The sequence below is a fragment of the Nonomuraea sp. B208 genome, from assembly GCF_057536035.1.
In genome coordinates this window covers 1-16,805 of the sequence record NZ_BAAJOU010000019.1, presented here as the reverse complement: position 1 = coordinate 16,805, position 16,805 = coordinate 1, and the positions used below count along the sequence as shown (strand labels likewise).

Here is a 16,805-nt window from a genome sequence, read left to right as displayed (position 1 = left end):
CGGCTCCTACGGTTACGCCATCGCGGACCGAGACAAGGAGCGTGACGCATGACACAGGAGGCCCTGATCGTCCTGGACCGGGTCAACAAACGCTTCGGCGACCACCACGTGCTGAGGGACGTCGATCTGACGGTCTCCAAGGGCGAGGTCGTGGTGATCATCGGCCCGTCCGGGGCGGGCAAGTCCACCCTGTGCCGCGCCATCAACCGGCTGGAGACCATCGACTCGGGCACGATCAGCGTGGACGGCACTCCGCTGCCGGCCGAGGGCAAGGCCCTGGCCCGGCTGCGGGCCGAGGTCGGCATGGTCTTCCAGTCCTTCAACCTCTTCGCGCACAAGACGGTCCTGGACAACGTCGTCCTGGGCCAGGTGCACGTGCTGAAGAGGCCGAAGGACGCCGCCGAGCGCAAGGCCCGCGAACTGCTCGACCGGGTGGGGATCGGCGCCCAGGCCGCCAAGTACCCCGCCCAGCTCTCCGGCGGCCAGCAGCAGCGGGTGGCGATCGCCCGGGCCCTGGCCATGGACCCGAAGGTGATCCTCTTCGACGAGCCCACCTCGGCGCTCGACCCCGAGATGGTCAACGAGGTCCTGGAGGTCATGACGGCGCTCGCCCGCGACGGCATGACCATGGTCGTCGTCACCCACGAGATGGGCTTCGCCCGGCGGGCCGCCGACCGGGTGGTCTTCATGGCCGACGGCGAGATCGTCGAGCAGGACACCCCTGACGGATTCTTCACAGCGCCCGGCAGCGAGCGCGCCCAGTCCTTCCTCGCCAAGATCCTCACGCACTAAAGGAGCGCACGTCATGTTCGGAAGGTCCCTCTACGCGGTGTTCGCCGTCATGGCCCTCGCGACCGCCTGCGGCGGCGGTCAGGACAGCTACGACTCCGTGGTGGACAAGGCGAAGAACGAGAAGAAGCTCGTCATCGGGGTCAAGGCGGACCAGCCGGGGCTGGGTCTGCGCACCCCCGACGGCGCGTTCACCGGCTTCGACGTCGAGGTCGCCAAGTACGTCGCCAAGCAGCTCGGCGTCGAGCCCGACGGCATCACCTTCAAGGAGACGGTGTCGGCCAACCGGGAGGCGTTCATCGAGCAGGGCCAGGTGGACCTGGTCGTGGCGACGTACTCGATCACCGACGCCCGCAAGCAGAAGGTGTCCTTCGCCGGGCCGTACTTCGTGGCCGGGCAGGACCTGCTGGTCCGGGCCGACGACTCCTCGCTGACCGGGCCGGAGACGCTGAACGGCAAGAAGCTGTGCTCGGTCGCCGGCTCCACCCCCGCCCAGAAGGTCAAGGCGGAGTACGCCAAGGAGGTGCAGCTCCAGGAGGAGCGGACGTACTCGGCGTGCGTGGACCGGGTGCTCGGCGGCCAGCTCGACGCCATCACCACCGACAATGTCATCCTGGCCGGCTACGCGGCGCAGCACAACGGCAAGCTCAAGGTGGTCGGCAAGCCGTTCAGCACCGAGAAGTACGGCATCGGGCTGAAGAAGGACGACACGGCCGGCCGCAAGGCGGTCAACGACGCGCTGGAGAAGATGTTCGCCGACGGGAGCTGGACCAAGGCGCTGCAGGCCAGCGTCGGCGCCTCCGGCTTCGCCGTCCCGCAGGCGCCGCAGCTGGAGCGGTACTGATCGTATGGAAGCCCTGCTGACCGAAGGCGGGACGATCCTCGCCGCGTTCTGGATGACGATCAGGCTGACGGCGGTCAGCGCGCTCGGCTCCCTCGTGCTGGGGACGCTGCTGACCGCCATGCGGGTCGCGCCGCTCGCCGCGCTGCGGGCGGCGGCGGGCACGTACGTGTCGGTGGCCCGCAACACCCCGCTCACGCTGGTGCTGCTGTTCACCGGCCTCGGCGTCGGCGCGAACCTGGGCGTGGAGCTGTCCGACGACATCGCGACCAACAACTTCTGGCTCGCCTGCATCGGGCTGACCGCCTACACCTCGGCGTTCGTGTGCGAGGCGCTGCGCTCCGGGCTGAACACGGTGCCCGTCGGGCAGGCCGAGGCGGCCCGCTCGCTCGGGCTCGGGTTCGTCAAGACGCTCCGGCTGATCACGCTGCCACAGGCGTTCCGCGCGGTGGTGGCGCCGCTCGGCAGCATCCTCATCGCGCTGACCAAGAACACCACGATCGCCCTGGTGGTGGGCGTGAGCGAGGCGTCGGTGCGGATGCGCGAGATGATCGAGACGTACGGGGACCAGGTGATCGAGATCTTCCTCGGCTTCGCCGCCGGGTTCGTGCTGCTGTGCCTGCCGATGGGCCTGCTGTTCGGCTGGCTGTCGCGGCGGATGGCGGTGGCCCGATGAGCTACGCCAACCTCTACGAGCCTCCCGGCCCGCGCGGCGTGCGCCGCAACCGCGCCCTGGCCGGGGCGGTCACGCTCGTCCTGCTCGCCCTCGCCTACGTCGTGTACGTGCGCTTCGACGAGAAGGACCAGTGGGCCGCCGACAAGTGGCTGCCGCTGCTGCGCGGCGACGTGTGGGCCACCTTCATCCTGCCCGGCCTGGCCGGGACGCTCGGCGCGGCCGTCGCCGGGGTGCTGCTGGCCGGGCTGTTCGGGCTGGTCTTCGCGGTGGCGAGGATGTCGGAGCACGCCTGGATCCGGGTGCCGGCGGCCGCAGTGGTGGAGTTCTTCAGGTCGGTGCCGCTGCTGCTGCTGATCTTCTTCGCGTTCTTCGGCTCGTACATGGTCATTGGGGTGAACATCTCGGCGTTCGCCGCGGTGGTCTTCGGGCTCACGCTCTACAACGGGTCGGTGATCGCGGAGATCATCCGGGCCGGGGTGCTGAGCCTGCCGAAGGGGCAGCGGGAGGCGGCGTACGCGGTCGGCATGCGCAAGAACCAGGTCATGCGGCTGGTGCTGCTGCCGCAGGGCGTGCGGGTGATGCTGCCCGCGCTGGTCAGCCAGTTCATCGTGCTGCTGAAGGACTCGGCGCTCGGGCTCATCGTCGGCTACGACGAGCTGGTGGACCGGGGGCTGAACGGCATCGCCGCGAACTTCTCCAACGTCATCCCGGCCGCGATCCTCATCGCGGCGATCTTCATCGCCATCAACACCTCGCTGGACCGCCTCGCCCACCGGCTGGGCCGCTGACCTGGTCGTACGACAATGGCACCATGACGATCCCCTCCCTTGGCCCCTCCCTTGGCCCCTCTCCCGGCCCCTTCACGGGACGCACCCTCGACGGCCTGGGGCGCGACCTGCGCTCCGGGCTCACCACCTCGGCCGAGCTGACCGCGCTCGCGCTCGACGCGATCGCCGGCTCCGAGCTCAACGCCTTCGTCACCGTGGACGCCGCCGGGGCGGCGAAGGCGGCCCGGCGGGCCGACGAGGAGCTGGCGGCCGGGATCGACCGGGGGCCGCTGCACGGCATCCCGGCGGGCGTGAAGGACCTCATCATGATCGCCAGGCTGCGGGTGACGATGGGGTCGCGGCACTTCGCCGGCCATGTGGCGGACGAGGACGCGGCCTGCGTGGCCCTGCTGCGGCGGGCCGGGGCGGTCGTCGTGGGCACGACCACCACCCACGAGTTCGCGTACGGGCCGACCGGCGACCGCTCCGCCGGCGGGCCCGCCCGCAACCCGTGGGACCCGTCCCGCATGACGGGCGGCTCCAGCGCGGGCAGCGGCGCGGCCGTGGCGGCGGGGCTGGTCCCGCTGGCGCTCGGCACCGACACCGGCGGCTCGGTCCGCATCCCCGCCGCCCTGTGCGGGGCGGCCGGGTTCAAGCCCGCCTACGGCGCGATCCCGGCGGACGGCGTCTTCCCGCTCTCGCGCACGCTCGACCACGTCGGCGTCCTCGCCGCCACCGCGTCCTGCTGCCGGCTCGCCTACGAAGCCCTGACCGCTTCCGGGCTCTCGGAGACGGTGGGCGAGGTCCGGGTGGGGTGGCTGGAGCCGGACAGTCTTTTCCCGACCGATCCGCGGGTGGCCGAGGCCGCGCGGGCCGCCGCGGGGCCGGTCGCGGGCGAGGCGCGGATGGCGCCGGAGGTCCTGGAGCTGTTCCGTGAGACGTACCTGGCGGTCCAGAGCGGCGAGACGGCGGCCGTGCACGCCGGCCGGCTGGCCTCGGCGCCCGGCCTGTTCGACCCGGAGGTGCTCGACCGCCTCCGGGTGGCCGCCGAGCTGCCCGCCTGGCGCTACGTCCGGGGGATGGAGGCCCGGCGGGAGCTGGAGGAGCACGCCGAGGCCCTGTTCGGCCCGTACGACGTGCTGGCGACGCCGACCGTCCCGATCCTCGCCCCGCCGATCGGCACGCGGGAGACCGAGCTCGGCGGCGAGCCGATCCAGGTGCGCGCGGCGCTGCTGGCCATGACCAGCCCGTGGAACGTGCTCGGCCGTCCGGCGCTGACCGTCCCGGCCGGGCTCGTGGACGGGCTGCCGGTCGGCCTGCAGCTCGTCGCCCGCCCCGGCGGCGAGGCCCACCTGTTCGCGGCGGCCCGGCAGAGCGGATGACCGCTCAGGCGAAGAGCTGGGCGAGCTTGAGCAGCAGGTTGTAGATGCCGTAGGCGAAGGGCAGGCCGACCCAGGCCCACGCCACCGCCATGAGCGCCGTGCGCCTGCTCATACGGTCTGTCCCTTCTCCTCCGTGACCGTCCCCCGGGACGGGTGCTCGTGGTACTTGTCCGCCACGGGCCGGATCAGCTCGTTGGCGAGGAAGCCGACCGCGAGCAGGCCGATCATGACGTACAGCGAGGTGGTGTAGAGGGCGGGTCCTGAGCGGCCGGCGGCCTCGCCGGCGTCGGCGACCGCGTTGACGATGAGCGGCCCCAGCACGCCCGCCGTGGACCAGGCCGTGAGCAGCCGGCCGTGGATGGCGCCCACCTGGTAGGTGCCGAACAGGTCCTTCAGGTACGCGGGAACGGTCGCGAAGCCGCCGCCGTAGAAGGACAGGATGCCGAGCGCGCACACGATGAACACCGGCTTGGACGAGGCCCCCGCCAGCGCGATGACGAGGTACAGCAGCGCCCCCGCGCCCAGGTAGACGCGGTAGACGTTCTTGCGCCCGATGAGGTCGGAGGTGGAGGACCAGACGAAGCGGCCGGTCATGTTCGCCAGCGACAGCAGCGCCACGAACCCGGCCGCCGCCCCGGCCGCGACGGCGGCGGGCGTGCCCGCGAAGAAGTCAGTGATCATCGGCGCGGCCTTCTCCAGGATGCCGATGCCCGCGGTGACGTTGCAGCACAGCACCACCCACAGGCAGAAGAACTGCGGGGTGCGGATGGCGTTGCGGGCCGAGACGTCGGCGTCGGTGACCAGCGGGCGGCGGCCCGGGGCGGGCGGGGTCCAGCCGCGCGGGTGCCAGCCCTCGGGCGGCACGCGGACCAGCAGCACGCCCATGGTCATGAACGCCGCGTAGGCCACGCCGTGGACGAGGAACGTCAGCGCGATCCCGCCGGTGTCCGCGCCGAACGCGCCGAGCATCTGCGCCGACCACGGCGAGGCGATGAGCGCTCCCCCGCCGAACCCCATGATCGCGATGCCGGTCGCCATGCCGGGCCGGTCGGGGAACCACTTGATCAGCGTGGAGACCGGTGAGATGTAGCCGATGCCGAGCCCGATCCCGCCGACGACGCCGTAGCCGAGCACCACCAGCCAGTACTGCCGGGTGGCCACGCCCAGCGCGGAGAGCAGGAAGCCGGAGGAGAAGCAGGTCATCGAGACGAACATGGCCCAGCGCGGCCCGTTGCGCTCCACCAGCGTGCCGCCGAAGGCGGCCGAGAGGCCGAGCATGACGATGCCGAGCTGGAACGGCAGCGCGCTCTGCGTGCCGGAGAGCCCGAGCGCGGACTCCAGCGGGGGTTTGAACACGCTCCACGCGTACGCCTGGCCGATGGCCAGGTGCACCGAGAGCGCCGCGGGCGGCACGAGCCAGCGGCTCCAGGAGGGGTCGGCGACGGTCCGGGACCGGCTGAGGAATCCTGCCACGCGCAACATACTGTATGCCGTATTGCGGACGCGGCGGATCTTTACGGCGAGCGGTCAATTCTTGTCGACGAACGGCATACCCGTGTTTGCTGGACGGGTGATCTCCCCCTACACCGGCTGGACCAGGGAGCACTGGGCCGCCCTCGCCGACCGCCTGCTCCTCGCCGCCCGCGCCCACGCCTCCCCCGCGCACGCCCGCGTCGCCTTCCCCGGGCCGCCCGGCGGGTACGGCCCCGACGTCGACGCCCTGGAGGGCTTCGCCCGCACGTTCCTCGCCGCCGGGTTCCGCGTCGCCGGCGAGGACGGGCGCGACCCGCTCGGCCTCATGGAGTGGTACGCCGAGGGCCTGGCCGCCGGCGTGGACCCGGCCTCGCCCGAGCGGTGGCCCCGGCTGGACGAGCACGACCAGGCCAAGGTGGAGGCCGCCTCCGTCGCGCTGGTGCTGCACCTGACCCGGCCGTGGCTGTGGGACCTACTGCCGGCGCGGATGCGCGAGCAGGTGGTGGACTGGCTGGCGCCCGCGGTCGGCGCCGCCTACCCGCCGATCAACTGGGTCTGGTTCCAGATCGTCACCGAGCAGTTCCTGGCCTCCGTGGGCGGGCCGTACGCGGAGGAGGACATCGAGGCGGGGCTCGCCCTGGCCCGCACGTTCGAGCGCGCCGACGGCTGGTACGCCGACGGCCCCGAGCGCTCCTACGACCACTACAACGGGTGGGCGCTGCACCTGTACCCGCTGCTGTGGAGCGAGATGGCCGGCCGCGACCCCGATCCGGCGTACCTGGCCCGGCTGGAGCGCTTCCTCGACGACGCCGTGCACCTGGTGGGCGCCGACGGCTCGCCGCTTATCCAGGGGCGCAGCCTGACCTACCGGTTCGCCGCGGCGGCGCCGTTCTGGGCGGGGGCGCGGGCCGGGGTCGGCTCCCCCGGGCTGCTGCGCCGGGCCGCGTCGGGCATCGTGCGGCACTTCGCCGAGCGCGGCGCGCCGGACCGCGACGGGGTCCTCACCCTCGGCTGGCACGGGCCGTGGCGCGGGATCGCGCAGGACTACTCGGGGCCCGGCTCGCCGTACTGGGCGGCGAAGGGCCTGCTGGGGCTGTCGCTGCCGGCCGGGCATCCGGTGTGGACGGCCGTCGAGGAGCCGCTGCCGGTCGAGACCGGCGACTTCACGCGAGTGGTACGGGCCCCCGGCTGGCTGGTCAGCGGGACGCGGGCGGACGGGATCGTCCGGGTCGTCAACCACGGCACCGACCACGCGCGGCCGGGCGCGCGCCTCGCCGACGCGCCGCTCTACGCCCGGCTCGGCTACTCCACGGCCACCTTCCCGCTGCTGTCCGGCGATCCGCTCGACCAGTCGGTGGCGGTGCTGGACGAGGACGGGCGGGCCTCCCACCGGACGGGGTTCGCGGCGGGGCCGGTGTCCGCGCTGCCGTCAGGGACGCTGGTCGGCTCGTCGCGGTGGCGGGCCCGCTGGGGCGAGCAGGGCCCCGGCCCGGACCACGGGTACAGCCGGCCGGGCGGCGAGCTGCGCGACGGACCGGAGGTGGAGGTCGTCTCGGCGGTGCGCGGCGCCTGGGAGGTCCGCTTCGCCCGCCTCCCCGCCGAGCGGGACGCCCCGACCTCCGCATCGGACACCCGTGCCTCCGCATCGGACGCCCGGACCTCCGCATCGAACGCCCGGACCTCCGCATCGGACGCCCGGGCTGACGAGCCGGGCGGGCGGGCTGACGGGCCGGGCGGGCGGCTGCGTCTCGGGGGGTGGCCCGCGCCCGAGGGCGGGCCCGCGACCCGGGTGGCCGGCGGCCCCGGGCTGACGGAGGAGGGCATCGCGGTCGCGGCCACGCCGCTCGCCCGGCGCACGCTGGTCCCGTGGTGCGCCACCCCGGGCCCGGCCGAGCCCGGCCGCTGGTACACCGCCGCGCTGCTGCTGGGCGAGGGCGGCTCGGGGGGCGAGCCGCCGGTGGTCAAGGACGACGTGATCACCTGGCCGGACGGCGTCACGGACGAGATCCCCTTGCCCGCCTGACACTCGAGCGCGCCGCGCGGCGGTACGGTCGCCCTCGTGACCCAGACACCGCCCGCCGCGGCCGAGCGCGGCCGCCACGAGCCAGTCGTGATCGGGCACCGGGGCGCGAGCGCCCACCGGCCCGAGCACACCCTCATGTCGTACGAGACCGCCATCGCCCTCGGCGCCGACTACATCGAGCCCGACCTGGTCGCCACCAAGGACCACGTGCTGGTGGCCAGGCACGAGAACGAGATCTCCGGCACGACGGACGTGGCCGCGCGGCCCGAGTTCGCCGACCGGCGCACCACCAGGACCATCGACGGCCGGCCTGTCACCGGCTGGTTCACCGAGGACTTCACGCTGGCGGAGCTGAAGACGCTGCGCGCCAAGGAGCGGGTGCCGGAGCTGCGGCCGGGCAACACGGCGTTCGACGGGCTCGCGGAGATCCCGACGTTCGAGGAGGTCGTGCGGCTCGCGCTGCGGGCGGGCGTCGGGGTGTACCCGGAGACCAAGCATCCGACGTACTTCGCCTCCATCGGGTTGCCGCTGGAGGAGCCGCTGCTGGAGGTGCTCGGCCGGCACCGGGTGCGCGCGGCCTACATCCAGTCGTTCGAGACGGCGAACCTGCGCGAGCTGCGCGCCAGGACGGAGCTGCCGCTGATCCAGCTCGTGGCGTACGACGGCGCGCCCTACGACTGGGTCGCCGCCGGCGACCCCCGCTCCTCGAAGGACCTGGTGACGCCGGACGGCCTGCGCGAGATCGCCGGGTACGCCGACGGCATCGGCGTCGACACCCGGCACGTGGTGCCGCGCGACGCCGACGGCCGGACGCTGCCGCCCACGACGCTCGTCGCCGACGCCCACCGCCACGGCCTCGACGTGCACGTGTGGACGGTACGCGGCGAGAACTCCCAGCTCCCGGCCGACCACCGGGCGGGCGACCCGGCGAGCCCCGCCCACCCGCGGGCGATCGGCGACGTCACGGGCTGGCTGGCCAAGCTGCTGGACGCGGGGATCGACGGCGCGTTCTGCGACGACCCCGGCACGGCCCGCGCGGTGCTCGCCGAGCGGGCCCGCCGCCGGCGCTGACCCGGCTCACGTGCGACGCCAGCGCGCCTCACCGAAGCAGTACGCCGCGAACAGCAGCAGCCCCAGCGCCACCACCACGAGCAGCCACGGCCCGGCGGGCGTGCCGGCGAACTCGCGCAGCGCCGCGTCGATGCCGCCCGCCTCGTCCGGGTCGAACGTGACCGCCGCCCGGCAGACGAGGATCCCGGCCAGCGCGGCGACCGCGCCCCTGGCGACGAACCCGCCGAGGCCGAGGTGGTCCATGACGGCACGGGCGGGCGCGGGCATGCCCGCCCGGTCCAGCTCCTTCCTGAACCCCTTGACGAGCCCCTGGCGCACCCAGTAGCCGCCGAGCACGACCAGTCCGAGCCCGATCGCGCCCACGATCACCGGCCCGCCGGGCAGCCCGAGCAGCGTCGCCGTGATGTCGCGGGACTTCTCGTCGTCGGACGACGCCTTCCCCTTCGTCAGCACGCTGATCAGGCTGACCACGACCAGCGCGTACACCGCGACCCTGGCGACCGCCTCGGCCCGCTCGATCGTCTCGCCGCCCCCGAACAGCGCCTCCGAGATCTGCCACAGCGCCAGCGCCACGAACCCGACCATCATGATCCACAGCAGTCCCGCGCCGAAGGGCAGCTCGGCGACCGCCTCGATGGCGCCCGCCTTGTCGGCCTCCTTCGACCGCTCGCCCAGGCCGACCTGCACCGCCACCGCGCCGACCAGCGCGTACAGCACGCCGCGGCAGGCCAGGCCGATCCGCGTCGCGACGTCCATGACGGGGTGGCGGGCCGCTCTCCGCGCCGCGCCGCGTACTTCTTGTCCCGCCGTGCTCATCATTCCTCCAGGGGGGTTCGGAGGACGTACGAGATGCCCCGGAAACGGCGTTGCAGACCTCGGTATCGGGCGGCGTCGTCGTTACGATGATCAGGTGAGGACCGACCAGCACGGACTCGCCATGAGCGGGGCGAGCGCCGCCGCGGCCCGCCACTACGACCGCGCGATCGACGAGCTGCTGCACTTCCGGGCCGAGGTCGACGCCGAGGCGAACGCGGCGCTGGAGGAGTCGCCCGACTTCCCCATGGGCCACGTGCTCGCCGCCTATCTCGGGCTGCTGACCACCGAGGCCGAGGACGCGCGGACGGCGCGGGTGCGTTTCCACGCCTTCCTCCGGCGCGCCGGCGGGAGGTCCCTGCCGCCGCGCGAGCGGGCCCATCTCGCGGCCGTGCGGGCGCTGCTCGACGGCGACTTCCTGACCTGCGGGGCGCTGCTCGCCGAGATCACCGCCGAGCATCCGCGCGACGCGCTGGCGCTGATCGCCGGGCACCACGTCGACTTCTTCACCGGCGACGCCCGCTCGCTGCGCGACCGCGTCGGCGGCGCGCTCACCGCCTGGGGTCCCGGCGACCCGCACTACGGGCAGGTGCTCGGCATGTACGCCTTCGGGCTGGAGGAGGCCGGGCACTACGACCGGGCGGAGGAGGTCGGGCTGCGGGCGGTCGAGCTCGACCGGCGCGACGTGTGGGCGATCCACGCCGTCACGCACACGTACGAGATGCGCGGCCGCTTCGGCGACGGGCTGCGCTATCTGGACGCACGGGTGCCCGACTGGTCGACGGGGACGTTCCTCAACGTGCACGCCTGGTGGCACTACTGCCTGTTCGCGCTGGAGGCAGGGGACGTGCCGCGGGTGCTGGCGATCTACGACGCGGCGCTGGCCGACGGGCAGTCGTGCCTGGAGCTGCTGGACGCCGCCGCCCTGCTGTGGCGGCTCCACCTGGAGGGGTCGGAGCAGCCCGAGCGGTGGCGGGCGCTGGCCGACGCCTGGCCGGCGCGGGTGGCCGAGCCGTTCTACGCCTTCAACGACATGCACGCGGTCATGGCGTACGTGGGCGCGGGGCGGCTGGGCGAGGCGGACAAGCTGATCGCCTCGCGGGAGGCGTACGTGGCCGAGGCCCGTCCCGGCGTGACCAACGTGGACATGACGCTGCGGGTGGGGCTGCCGGTGTGCCGGGCGCTCGTCGCGTTCGGGCGCGGCGACCACCGGGCGGCGCTCGACCTACTGTACCCGATCCGGCACCGGGTCAACGAGTTCGGCGGCAGCCACGCCCAGCGCGACGCCGTGCAGCGGACGCTGCTGGAGGCGGCGCTGCGGGCCGGGGCGCGGGACGTCGCCCGGACGCTGGTCAGCGAGCGGATCGAGGTGCGGCCGTGCAGCCCGTACAACTGGCTGAAGCAGGCGGCCGTGGCCGAGGCGTTCGGCGACCGGGCCGCGGCGGCGGCCGCGCGGACGCGGGCCGGCGAGCTCGCCCGCGCACTCTGACCGGGCCGTTCGACTGAGTCATGACTCAGGAGCAAGGCGTGTGACCGCCGATTCGCAAGGGACTCCCGGGGCCGTGGAGGTCTTCACGTGGCGGCGTTCGTGAGAAGATCGAGATCATGATCGGTCTGCCAGGCTCGGGTCGTCGCGCTCGCCGTGCCGCCGCGACGGCCACCCCCGTGATGCTCGTGCCGTGCCCATGGACGCCCGCCGTCGCCGACGCCCCACCCGGTCGTGCCCTTAGGGCGCGTACCCGGCCGGTGCCGATCACATGCTGACCATGCGCGAAGGCGATCCCCTCACCAGCTCCTCCCCCGCTTCCGCTGATGAGCAGGACGCCCCGGTCCGCCGGGAGAGCGGCCTGCCGCGACGGGAGACCGTACGCGGGGTCCCCCGCGTCACGCCGGCCTCGCCCGTGACGCCGGCCGCGGCGACGGCGCCGATCACGCCGTCGCCGCCGGACGCCGGCCCCGCGCCGCACGACCACCGCTTACCGGCCGCGACCCCGGACAGCGGCCGGGCGGAGGACGCCGCGCCGGGGAGCGTCGGGCAGATCCCCGGCCTCCGGCCGCGCCGCCGCCCCAAGGACGGCGGCCAGGTGCCCGGCGCCGACGTGGACCTGGTGGACGCCCTCGACCCGCTCGCCCGCCGTACGGTGTCCGCCTGGCTGTGCGACAAGCCGTCCGCCGCCGCCCGCCAGGTGGCCCTGCAGGTGGTGGCGTCGTTCCTGCGCTGGCTGCAGGTGGCCGAGCCGGGCGTCGAGCTCCTGGCCGTCACCGGCGCCCATCTGGAGGCGTTCTGCGAGGCCGCCCGCACCGGCGGCGTCCCCCGAAGCCCCGGCAGGCCGCTGACCAGCAAGACGGTCAGCCGCAAGCGGGCCGCCCTGCTGTCGTTCTACACCTACGCCTGGCGCTGCGGCGTCGTCCGGCACAACCAGGTCGCCGGCGCCGCGCCGGCCAGGCCGGCCCGCCAGGGCGACGGTCACGCGGTCACCCCGGAGGAGCGGCGGCTGCTCCGGGAGGGCGTCGCCCGCCTCGCGGCGGACGGCCGCACCGCGGAGGCGGCGGCCGTCGCGCTGCTGGAGCTGACCGGCGCCGCCGTGGAGGCCCTGGCCGGGCTGACCCGGCAGGACGTGCGCACCGTGCCCGACGGCACCGTGGGGCAGCCGGCCGTCGTCACCGTCAACCACGGACGGGACGACGTCGCCGCCTTCCTGGTGACGCCGCTGGCCCGCCCGTTGCTGCGCGTCCTGTGCGCCAGCCGGCCGGCGGGCGAGCCGCTGATCCGCCGCCCGGACGGCCGCGCCCTCGACGCCGCCTGGCTGGGCACGGCGCTCACGGCCGCCGCCCGCGCCGGCGGCGTCCCGGAGCACCGCGCCCGCCTGCTCACCCCGGCGATGCTCCGCGCCGCCAACGTCACCGACCTGCTCAACGCCCGATAACCCCCGTTGGCCCCGTCTCGCCCCGGCTTGGGGCGGGACGGGCGGGGTCTCTGGGCCGGGAGCGCCGGGCCGGGAATGTCGGTGGGGCCGGGTAGGGTTTCGGCCCATGGATCGGGAACTCACGCTCATGGTCGTCCACGCCCACCCCGACGACGAATGCCTCAGCACCGGCGGCATCCTGGCCCGCTACACCGAGGAGGGCGTCCGCACCGTCCTGGTCACCTGCACCAACGGTGAGCAAGGCGACGGTGACGGCGGCGTCAAACCGGGCGAGGACGGCCACGACGACGCGGCGGTGGCCGCCCGCCGCCTGGCCGAGCTGCGCGAATCGGTCGCCCACCTGGGCGTCGACCACCTGGAGCTGCTCGGCTACCGCGACTCCGGCATGGACGGATGGGCGGGCAACGGGCACCCCGACGCGTTCGCCAACGTCCCGGTGGAGGAGGCGGCGGGCCGGCTGGCCGCCCTGATCGAGCGCTACCGGCCGCAGGTCGTGGTGACGTACGACGAGACGGGCGGCGGCGGTTACGGTCACCCCGACCACGTGCAGACGCACCGGATCACCGTGGCGGCCGTCGAGTCGACCGGCATCCCCGACAAGTTCTACTACACGGCGATGCCGCGCTCGGCGATGAAGCAGATGTTCGAGCTGATGCGCGACAGCGGCATGGACGTGGGCGACTTCGAGGTCCCCGACGACTTCGGCACCCCCGACGAGCGGGTCACCACGGTCGTCGACGTGGCCCCCTACACCGAGCGCAAGCTCAAGGCGCTGCGGGCGCACGAGAGCCAGGGCGAGAACATCTTCTTGCTGCGCATGCCGGAGGAGACCCAGCAGCGGGCGTTCTCGCACGAGGCGTTCGAGCGGGTGCTGTCCAAGGTGCGGACCCCCATCCACGAGGAGGACCTGTTCACGGGCCTGCGCCACTAGCCGGTGAGAAAGGCAGCCCGATGATCGCTGTCCTGGGTGAGTGCGTCGCAGACGCCTTCACCACCCGCCCCTCCGCCTCCATCGACGGCGGCGGGCGCGGCCTGGAGCTGCGGGTGCTGCCGGGGGGCGGCCCCGCCAACACCGCCGTGGCGCTGGCCCGGCTCGGCACCCCGGCGCGCTTCCTCGGCCGCCTCTCCGGCGACGTCTTCGGCGACCTGTTCCGCGGGCATCTGGCGGCCTCGGGCGTGGACCTGTCGGGCTGCGTCGAGGCCGCCGAGCCGAGCGCGCTCGCCATCGCCGCCCTCGACGCGGACGGACGCGCCGACTACACCTTCTACGCCGAGGGCGCCGCCGACTGGCAGTGGAGCCGGGACGAGCTGACCCCGGCCAGGCGCGGCGCCGTCGCCTGCCTGCACACCGGATCGCTCGCCCTGGTCCGGGCCCCGGGGCGGGCGGCGGTCGAGGAGTTCGCGCGGGCCGCGTCCGCGCACGCCACGATCTCGATCGACCCGAACGTCCGCCCCAGCCTCGCCGCGAAGGACGACTACCAGGTGGCGCGCTGGTGTTCGTGGGCGGACGTCCTCAGACTCAGCGACGACGACCTGGAGTTCCTGATGCCCGAGGTGTCCCAGGAACACGCCTGCGACACCTGGCACGAGGCGGGTGCCCGCCTGGTGATCGTCACCCGGGGGGCCGCGGGTGCCCTGGTCTCGCTGGACGGCGAGCGCACCACCGTGCCCGCCCCCGAGGTCGAGGTCGTGGACACGGTCGGCGCGGGCGACTCCTTCACCGCCGGCCTCCTGCACCACCTGCACGCCGGCGGCCACCTCGGCGGGCGACTGGACGGCCTGGACCTGGGGACGGCGGCGGAGGCGGCGACGTTCGCAGCCCGCGTAGCCGCCCTGACCTGCTCAGTCCCCGGCGCCGACCCGCCCTGGGCCACCCGGCTGACCACTCACCCTGATCCCCCGGGCTGAACGCCGGCGTCCGGGCCGGGACCAGGTGTTCCTGACGGCCGGCTGGGATCGGTGGGGGCGGTGCGGTGGCCGTTCCAGACGAAGCGGGCCGTCGTCACGGCGTCGTCGCCGTCGCCGGTGATGAGCTGGTGGACGGCGATCCCGTCGAGCTCGCGATATTCGCACCATTCGTGATCGGAGGTCAGCACGAGGTCCAGCCCCAGGTCCACCAGCAGTTCGAAGACCTGGCCGCGGTTCGTCCGGTCCACGCCCACGAACACCTCGTCCAGCAGGATGAACCGGGGGCAGCCCGGGTCGGTCTGGTAGTGCGCGGCCACGGCGGCGAACAGCGGCAGGTGCAGCGCGATCGCCTTCTCCCCGCCTGACAGCGCGCCGTGCAGCTTCCTGGTGAGGTCCTGCCAGCCCTGGCCGTCGCCGCGGTCGAGCCGGACGGTGAACCGGTGCCATGAGGTGTAGTCGAGGACCGTCGCGAGCTGGTCCTCCCAGCAGCTCGCCGGGGAGTCGTCGGCCCGGGCCTCCTCCACCCGGTCGCGGAAGAAGGCGTACAGGGTCTCGCGGGCCGCCTCGTCCAGGTCGGCCGGGTCGCGCAGCAGCAGGTCGCGGGCGTTCCTGGTGGTCGCGGGCTGGGCCGGGTCCACCTGCCAGGACAGCCGGACCGCGAGCCGGGAGGCGGTGCGGACTCGTGCCAGACGCCGGTTCATGTCCTCGACCAGGGCGGTCGCCTGCCTGATGCGGTCGGCCAGGTGCCGGCGGGCGCTGCCGCTGAGCATGCGGTCGAACAGGTCCCGCTCCACCTGGCCGCTGCCCGACCGGCGCGCGTCCCGCTCGGCGCGCAGTGTGTCGGCGAGCGCCGCCACGCCGGTCCGCGCGCCGCCGGTGCTCGCGGTGAGCACCTGGACGTCGTCGTCGCAGACCAGCTCCAGGGTCGCCCGGTGGGCCAGGGCCTCCCTGGCGTGGTGGACGGCGTCCCGCAGGCGGGTCTCGGCCTCGCGGAGGTGGCGCGGCTCGTACGGCACCGCGGCGAGGTGTTCGGCCAGGCGCCGGGCCGCCTCGACCGGCGTACCGGCGGGGTCCGAGGTTGCTTCGGGCGGCAGCGCGGCGTCGTACGGGAGGTGGCCGGAGGTGAGGCGGTGGAGGCGCGCGCGGGCCGCGTCGTACGCGTGTTCCGCCCCGGCGTGCTTCTCCTCGGCCGCGGCCAGCTCGCCCTGGAGGCGGCCGAGGCGGGCGTTGAGACGGGCCAGGCCCTCGTTGAGCGACTTGACGAGGCGGCGGGAGGAGCGGTGTGCGGCTTGGACGTCATGAAGCTGTTCGAGCACCCGCAGGCGGCCGGCGTCGTCCGCGGAGCCGACGGCGGACTCGCCCCTGGACCCGGCGGCGGGGTCCCCGGCCGCGCTTGCAGTGGCTCCGACGGCGAAGCCGGCGGCAGGGTCCTCAGCGGGGTTCGTAGTGGGTTCGGCAGCGAGCTTGGGCGCAGATCCCCCCGCGAGCCTCGCTGCACGTTCGGCGGCGTGCCCGGCTACGGATTCCCCGGTGGACCTCGCTGCACGTACGACGGCGGGCCTGACTGCGGGTTCCCCGGTGGGCCTTGCTGCACGTTCGACGACGGGCCTGACTGCGGGTTCCCCGGTGGGCCTTGCTGCACGTTCGACGGCGGAATCGGCGGCGGAAACCCCAGCGGGCCCCGCCGCACGTTCAATGCCAGAACCGGCCGCAGAATCCCCGGTGGGCCTCGCCGCGCGTTCGACGGCGGAACCAGCTGAGGGTTCACCGGCGGAGCTTACGGCGCGTTCGATGGCGGACAGGCGTTCGGCCAGGCTGATGGCCGACGCCGCCGCCTCCTCCGCTCGTTCGACGGCGCGTACCGCCAGGTCCTCGTACTCGCGGGCGGTCTCGGCGGCGTACGCGGCCAGCTCGTGGGCGGTGCGGGTGTCGGCGTGGCGCTCGTGACGTACGGCGGCGGCGGTCTCGGCGGCGCGCAACGCCTCCTCCAGGCCGTCCAGGGCGGGCAGGGCCGTCGGGAGGGCGTGCGCGGCGGCCTGCTCGGTGGCCCGCCGCAGCGCGTGGACGACCTCCGCCTCGCGCCCGCGCAGCCGTTCCTCGGCCGCCCGCAGCCGGTCCTCCAGCAGCGCGACCTT

The 16,805-nt window shown here is 74.2% G+C and carries 15 protein-coding genes; 11 read left to right on the top strand and 4 right to left on the bottom strand.

Annotated elements, in window-relative coordinates; translation table 11 throughout:
• Window positions 1–48 precede the first annotated feature (48 nt).
• Genes AC27IY_RS13930 through AC27IY_RS13910 form a run of 5 tightly spaced genes read left to right on the top strand, consistent with a single transcriptional unit; the run spans window position 49 to window position 4,455 of the window.
• On the top strand, window positions 49–792 hold the full coding sequence (locus AC27IY_RS13930; RefSeq protein WP_344205948.1) for an amino acid ABC transporter ATP-binding protein: 744 nt from the start codon (window positions 49–51) through the stop codon (window positions 790–792).
• 13 nt (window positions 793–805) lie between these two features.
• The gene (locus tag AC27IY_RS13925; protein WP_423447546.1) at window positions 806–1,633 is read left to right on the top strand and encodes a glutamate ABC transporter substrate-binding protein; all 828 of its coding nucleotides are present in this window, start codon (window positions 806–808) and stop codon (window positions 1,631–1,633) included.
• Window positions 1,634–1,637: 4 nt separating this feature from the next.
• Complete coding sequence (locus AC27IY_RS13920; protein WP_344205946.1) at window positions 1,638–2,306, top strand: amino acid ABC transporter permease; 669 nt, start codon at window positions 1,638–1,640, stop codon at window positions 2,304–2,306.
• Complete coding sequence (locus AC27IY_RS13915) at window positions 2,303–3,094, top strand: amino acid ABC transporter permease (RefSeq protein WP_423447549.1); 792 nt, start codon at window positions 2,303–2,305, stop codon at window positions 3,092–3,094. The genes AC27IY_RS13920 and AC27IY_RS13915 overlap by 4 nt, the downstream gene beginning before the upstream one ends.
• Window positions 3,095–3,117: 23 nt before the next feature.
• Window positions 3,118–4,455 carry an amidase gene (locus AC27IY_RS13910; protein WP_487178185.1) on the top strand — a complete coding sequence of 446 codons (1,338 nt, stop codon included), beginning with the start codon at window positions 3,118–3,120 and terminating at the stop codon, window positions 4,453–4,455.
• A gap of 4 nt (window positions 4,456–4,459) precedes the next feature.
• Here the strand turns inward: AC27IY_RS13910 and AC27IY_RS13905 are convergent, their stop codons facing one another.
• Both AC27IY_RS13905 and AC27IY_RS13900 read right to left on the bottom strand, forming a co-directional pair.
• Window positions 4,460–4,567 (bottom strand): MFS transporter small subunit, encoded by a 108-nt coding sequence (locus AC27IY_RS13905; protein ID WP_423447553.1) that lies wholly within the window; start codon window positions 4,565–4,567, stop codon window positions 4,460–4,462.
• The gene (locus AC27IY_RS13900; protein ID WP_423447555.1) at window positions 4,564–5,937 is read right to left on the bottom strand and encodes an L-lactate MFS transporter; all 1,374 of its coding nucleotides are present in this window, start codon (window positions 5,935–5,937) and stop codon (window positions 4,564–4,566) included. Before AC27IY_RS13900 ends, AC27IY_RS13905 begins: the two co-directional genes overlap by 4 nt.
• A gap of 88 nt (window positions 5,938–6,025) precedes the next feature.
• Between AC27IY_RS13900 and AC27IY_RS13895 the strand changes: the two genes are divergently transcribed.
• Window positions 6,026–7,951, top strand: coding sequence for a DUF2264 domain-containing protein (locus tag AC27IY_RS13895; RefSeq protein ID WP_487178184.1), 1,926 nt, complete (start codon window positions 6,026–6,028; stop codon window positions 7,949–7,951).
• A 36-nt stretch (window positions 7,952–7,987) separates the two neighbouring features.
• Window positions 7,988–9,022, top strand: a complete 1,035-nt coding sequence (locus AC27IY_RS13890) for a glycerophosphodiester phosphodiesterase (protein WP_487178183.1) — start codon at window positions 7,988–7,990, stop codon at window positions 9,020–9,022.
• A 6-nt stretch (window positions 9,023–9,028) separates the two neighbouring features.
• Here AC27IY_RS13890 and AC27IY_RS13885 read toward each other — a convergent pair whose 3' ends face one another.
• Window positions 9,029–9,838 carry a DUF1206 domain-containing protein gene (locus tag AC27IY_RS13885; protein WP_423471839.1) on the bottom strand — a complete coding sequence of 270 codons (810 nt, stop codon included), beginning with the start codon at window positions 9,836–9,838 and terminating at the stop codon, window positions 9,029–9,031.
• A gap of 94 nt (window positions 9,839–9,932) precedes the next feature.
• Between AC27IY_RS13885 and AC27IY_RS13880 the strand changes: the two genes are divergently transcribed.
• From AC27IY_RS13880 to AC27IY_RS13865, 4 genes are all read left to right on the top strand, one after another.
• Window positions 9,933–11,324 (top strand): tetratricopeptide repeat protein, encoded by a 1,392-nt coding sequence (locus AC27IY_RS13880; RefSeq protein WP_487178182.1) that lies wholly within the window; start codon window positions 9,933–9,935, stop codon window positions 11,322–11,324.
• Window positions 11,325–11,601: 277 nt separating this feature from the next.
• Window positions 11,602–12,762, top strand: coding sequence for a hypothetical protein (locus tag AC27IY_RS13875; protein ID WP_487178181.1), 1,161 nt, complete (start codon window positions 11,602–11,604; stop codon window positions 12,760–12,762).
• 106 nt (window positions 12,763–12,868) lie between these two features.
• Window positions 12,869–13,693, top strand: coding sequence for a PIG-L family deacetylase (locus AC27IY_RS13870; protein ID WP_487178180.1), 825 nt, complete (start codon window positions 12,869–12,871; stop codon window positions 13,691–13,693).
• A gap of 20 nt (window positions 13,694–13,713) precedes the next feature.
• Window positions 13,714–14,670, top strand: coding sequence for a carbohydrate kinase family protein (locus AC27IY_RS13865; RefSeq protein WP_487178179.1), 957 nt, complete (start codon window positions 13,714–13,716; stop codon window positions 14,668–14,670).
• On the opposite strand, the gene AC27IY_RS13860 is transcribed toward AC27IY_RS13865, so the two are convergent.
• On the bottom strand, window positions 14,649–16,805 hold a 2,157-nt coding region (locus AC27IY_RS13860), incomplete at its 5' end, for an SbcC/MukB-like Walker B domain-containing protein (protein ID WP_487178178.1). The genes AC27IY_RS13865 and AC27IY_RS13860 overlap by 22 nt on opposite strands.

Bases quoted from the DNA above. Each gene is read 5' to 3' on its own strand.
- AC27IY_RS13930 (WP_344205948.1), top strand. From the start codon at position 49: ATGACACAGGAGGCCCTGATCGTCCTGGACCGGGTCAACAAACGCTTC.
- AC27IY_RS13925 (WP_423447546.1), top strand. From the start codon at position 806: ATGTTCGGAAGGTCCCTCTACGCGGTGTTCGCCGTCATGGCCCTCGCG.
- AC27IY_RS13920 (WP_344205946.1), top strand. From the start codon at position 1,638: ATGGAAGCCCTGCTGACCGAAGGCGGGACGATCCTCGCCGCGTTCTGG.
- AC27IY_RS13915 (WP_423447549.1), top strand. From the start codon at position 2,303: ATGAGCTACGCCAACCTCTACGAGCCTCCCGGCCCGCGCGGCGTGCGC.
- AC27IY_RS13910 (WP_487178185.1), top strand. From the start codon at position 3,118: ATGACGATCCCCTCCCTTGGCCCCTCCCTTGGCCCCTCTCCCGGCCCC.
- AC27IY_RS13905 (WP_423447553.1), bottom strand. From the start codon at position 4,567: ATGAGCAGGCGCACGGCGCTCATGGCGGTGGCGTGGGCCTGGGTCGGC.
- AC27IY_RS13900 (WP_423447555.1), bottom strand. From the start codon at position 5,937: ATGTTGCGCGTGGCAGGATTCCTCAGCCGGTCCCGGACCGTCGCCGAC.
- AC27IY_RS13885 (WP_423471839.1), bottom strand. From the start codon at position 9,838: ATGAGCACGGCGGGACAAGAAGTACGCGGCGCGGCGCGGAGAGCGGCC.
- AC27IY_RS13875 (WP_487178181.1), top strand. From the start codon at position 11,602: ATGCGCGAAGGCGATCCCCTCACCAGCTCCTCCCCCGCTTCCGCTGAT.
- AC27IY_RS13870 (WP_487178180.1), top strand. From the start codon at position 12,869: ATGGATCGGGAACTCACGCTCATGGTCGTCCACGCCCACCCCGACGAC.
- AC27IY_RS13865 (WP_487178179.1), top strand. From the start codon at position 13,714: ATGATCGCTGTCCTGGGTGAGTGCGTCGCAGACGCCTTCACCACCCGC.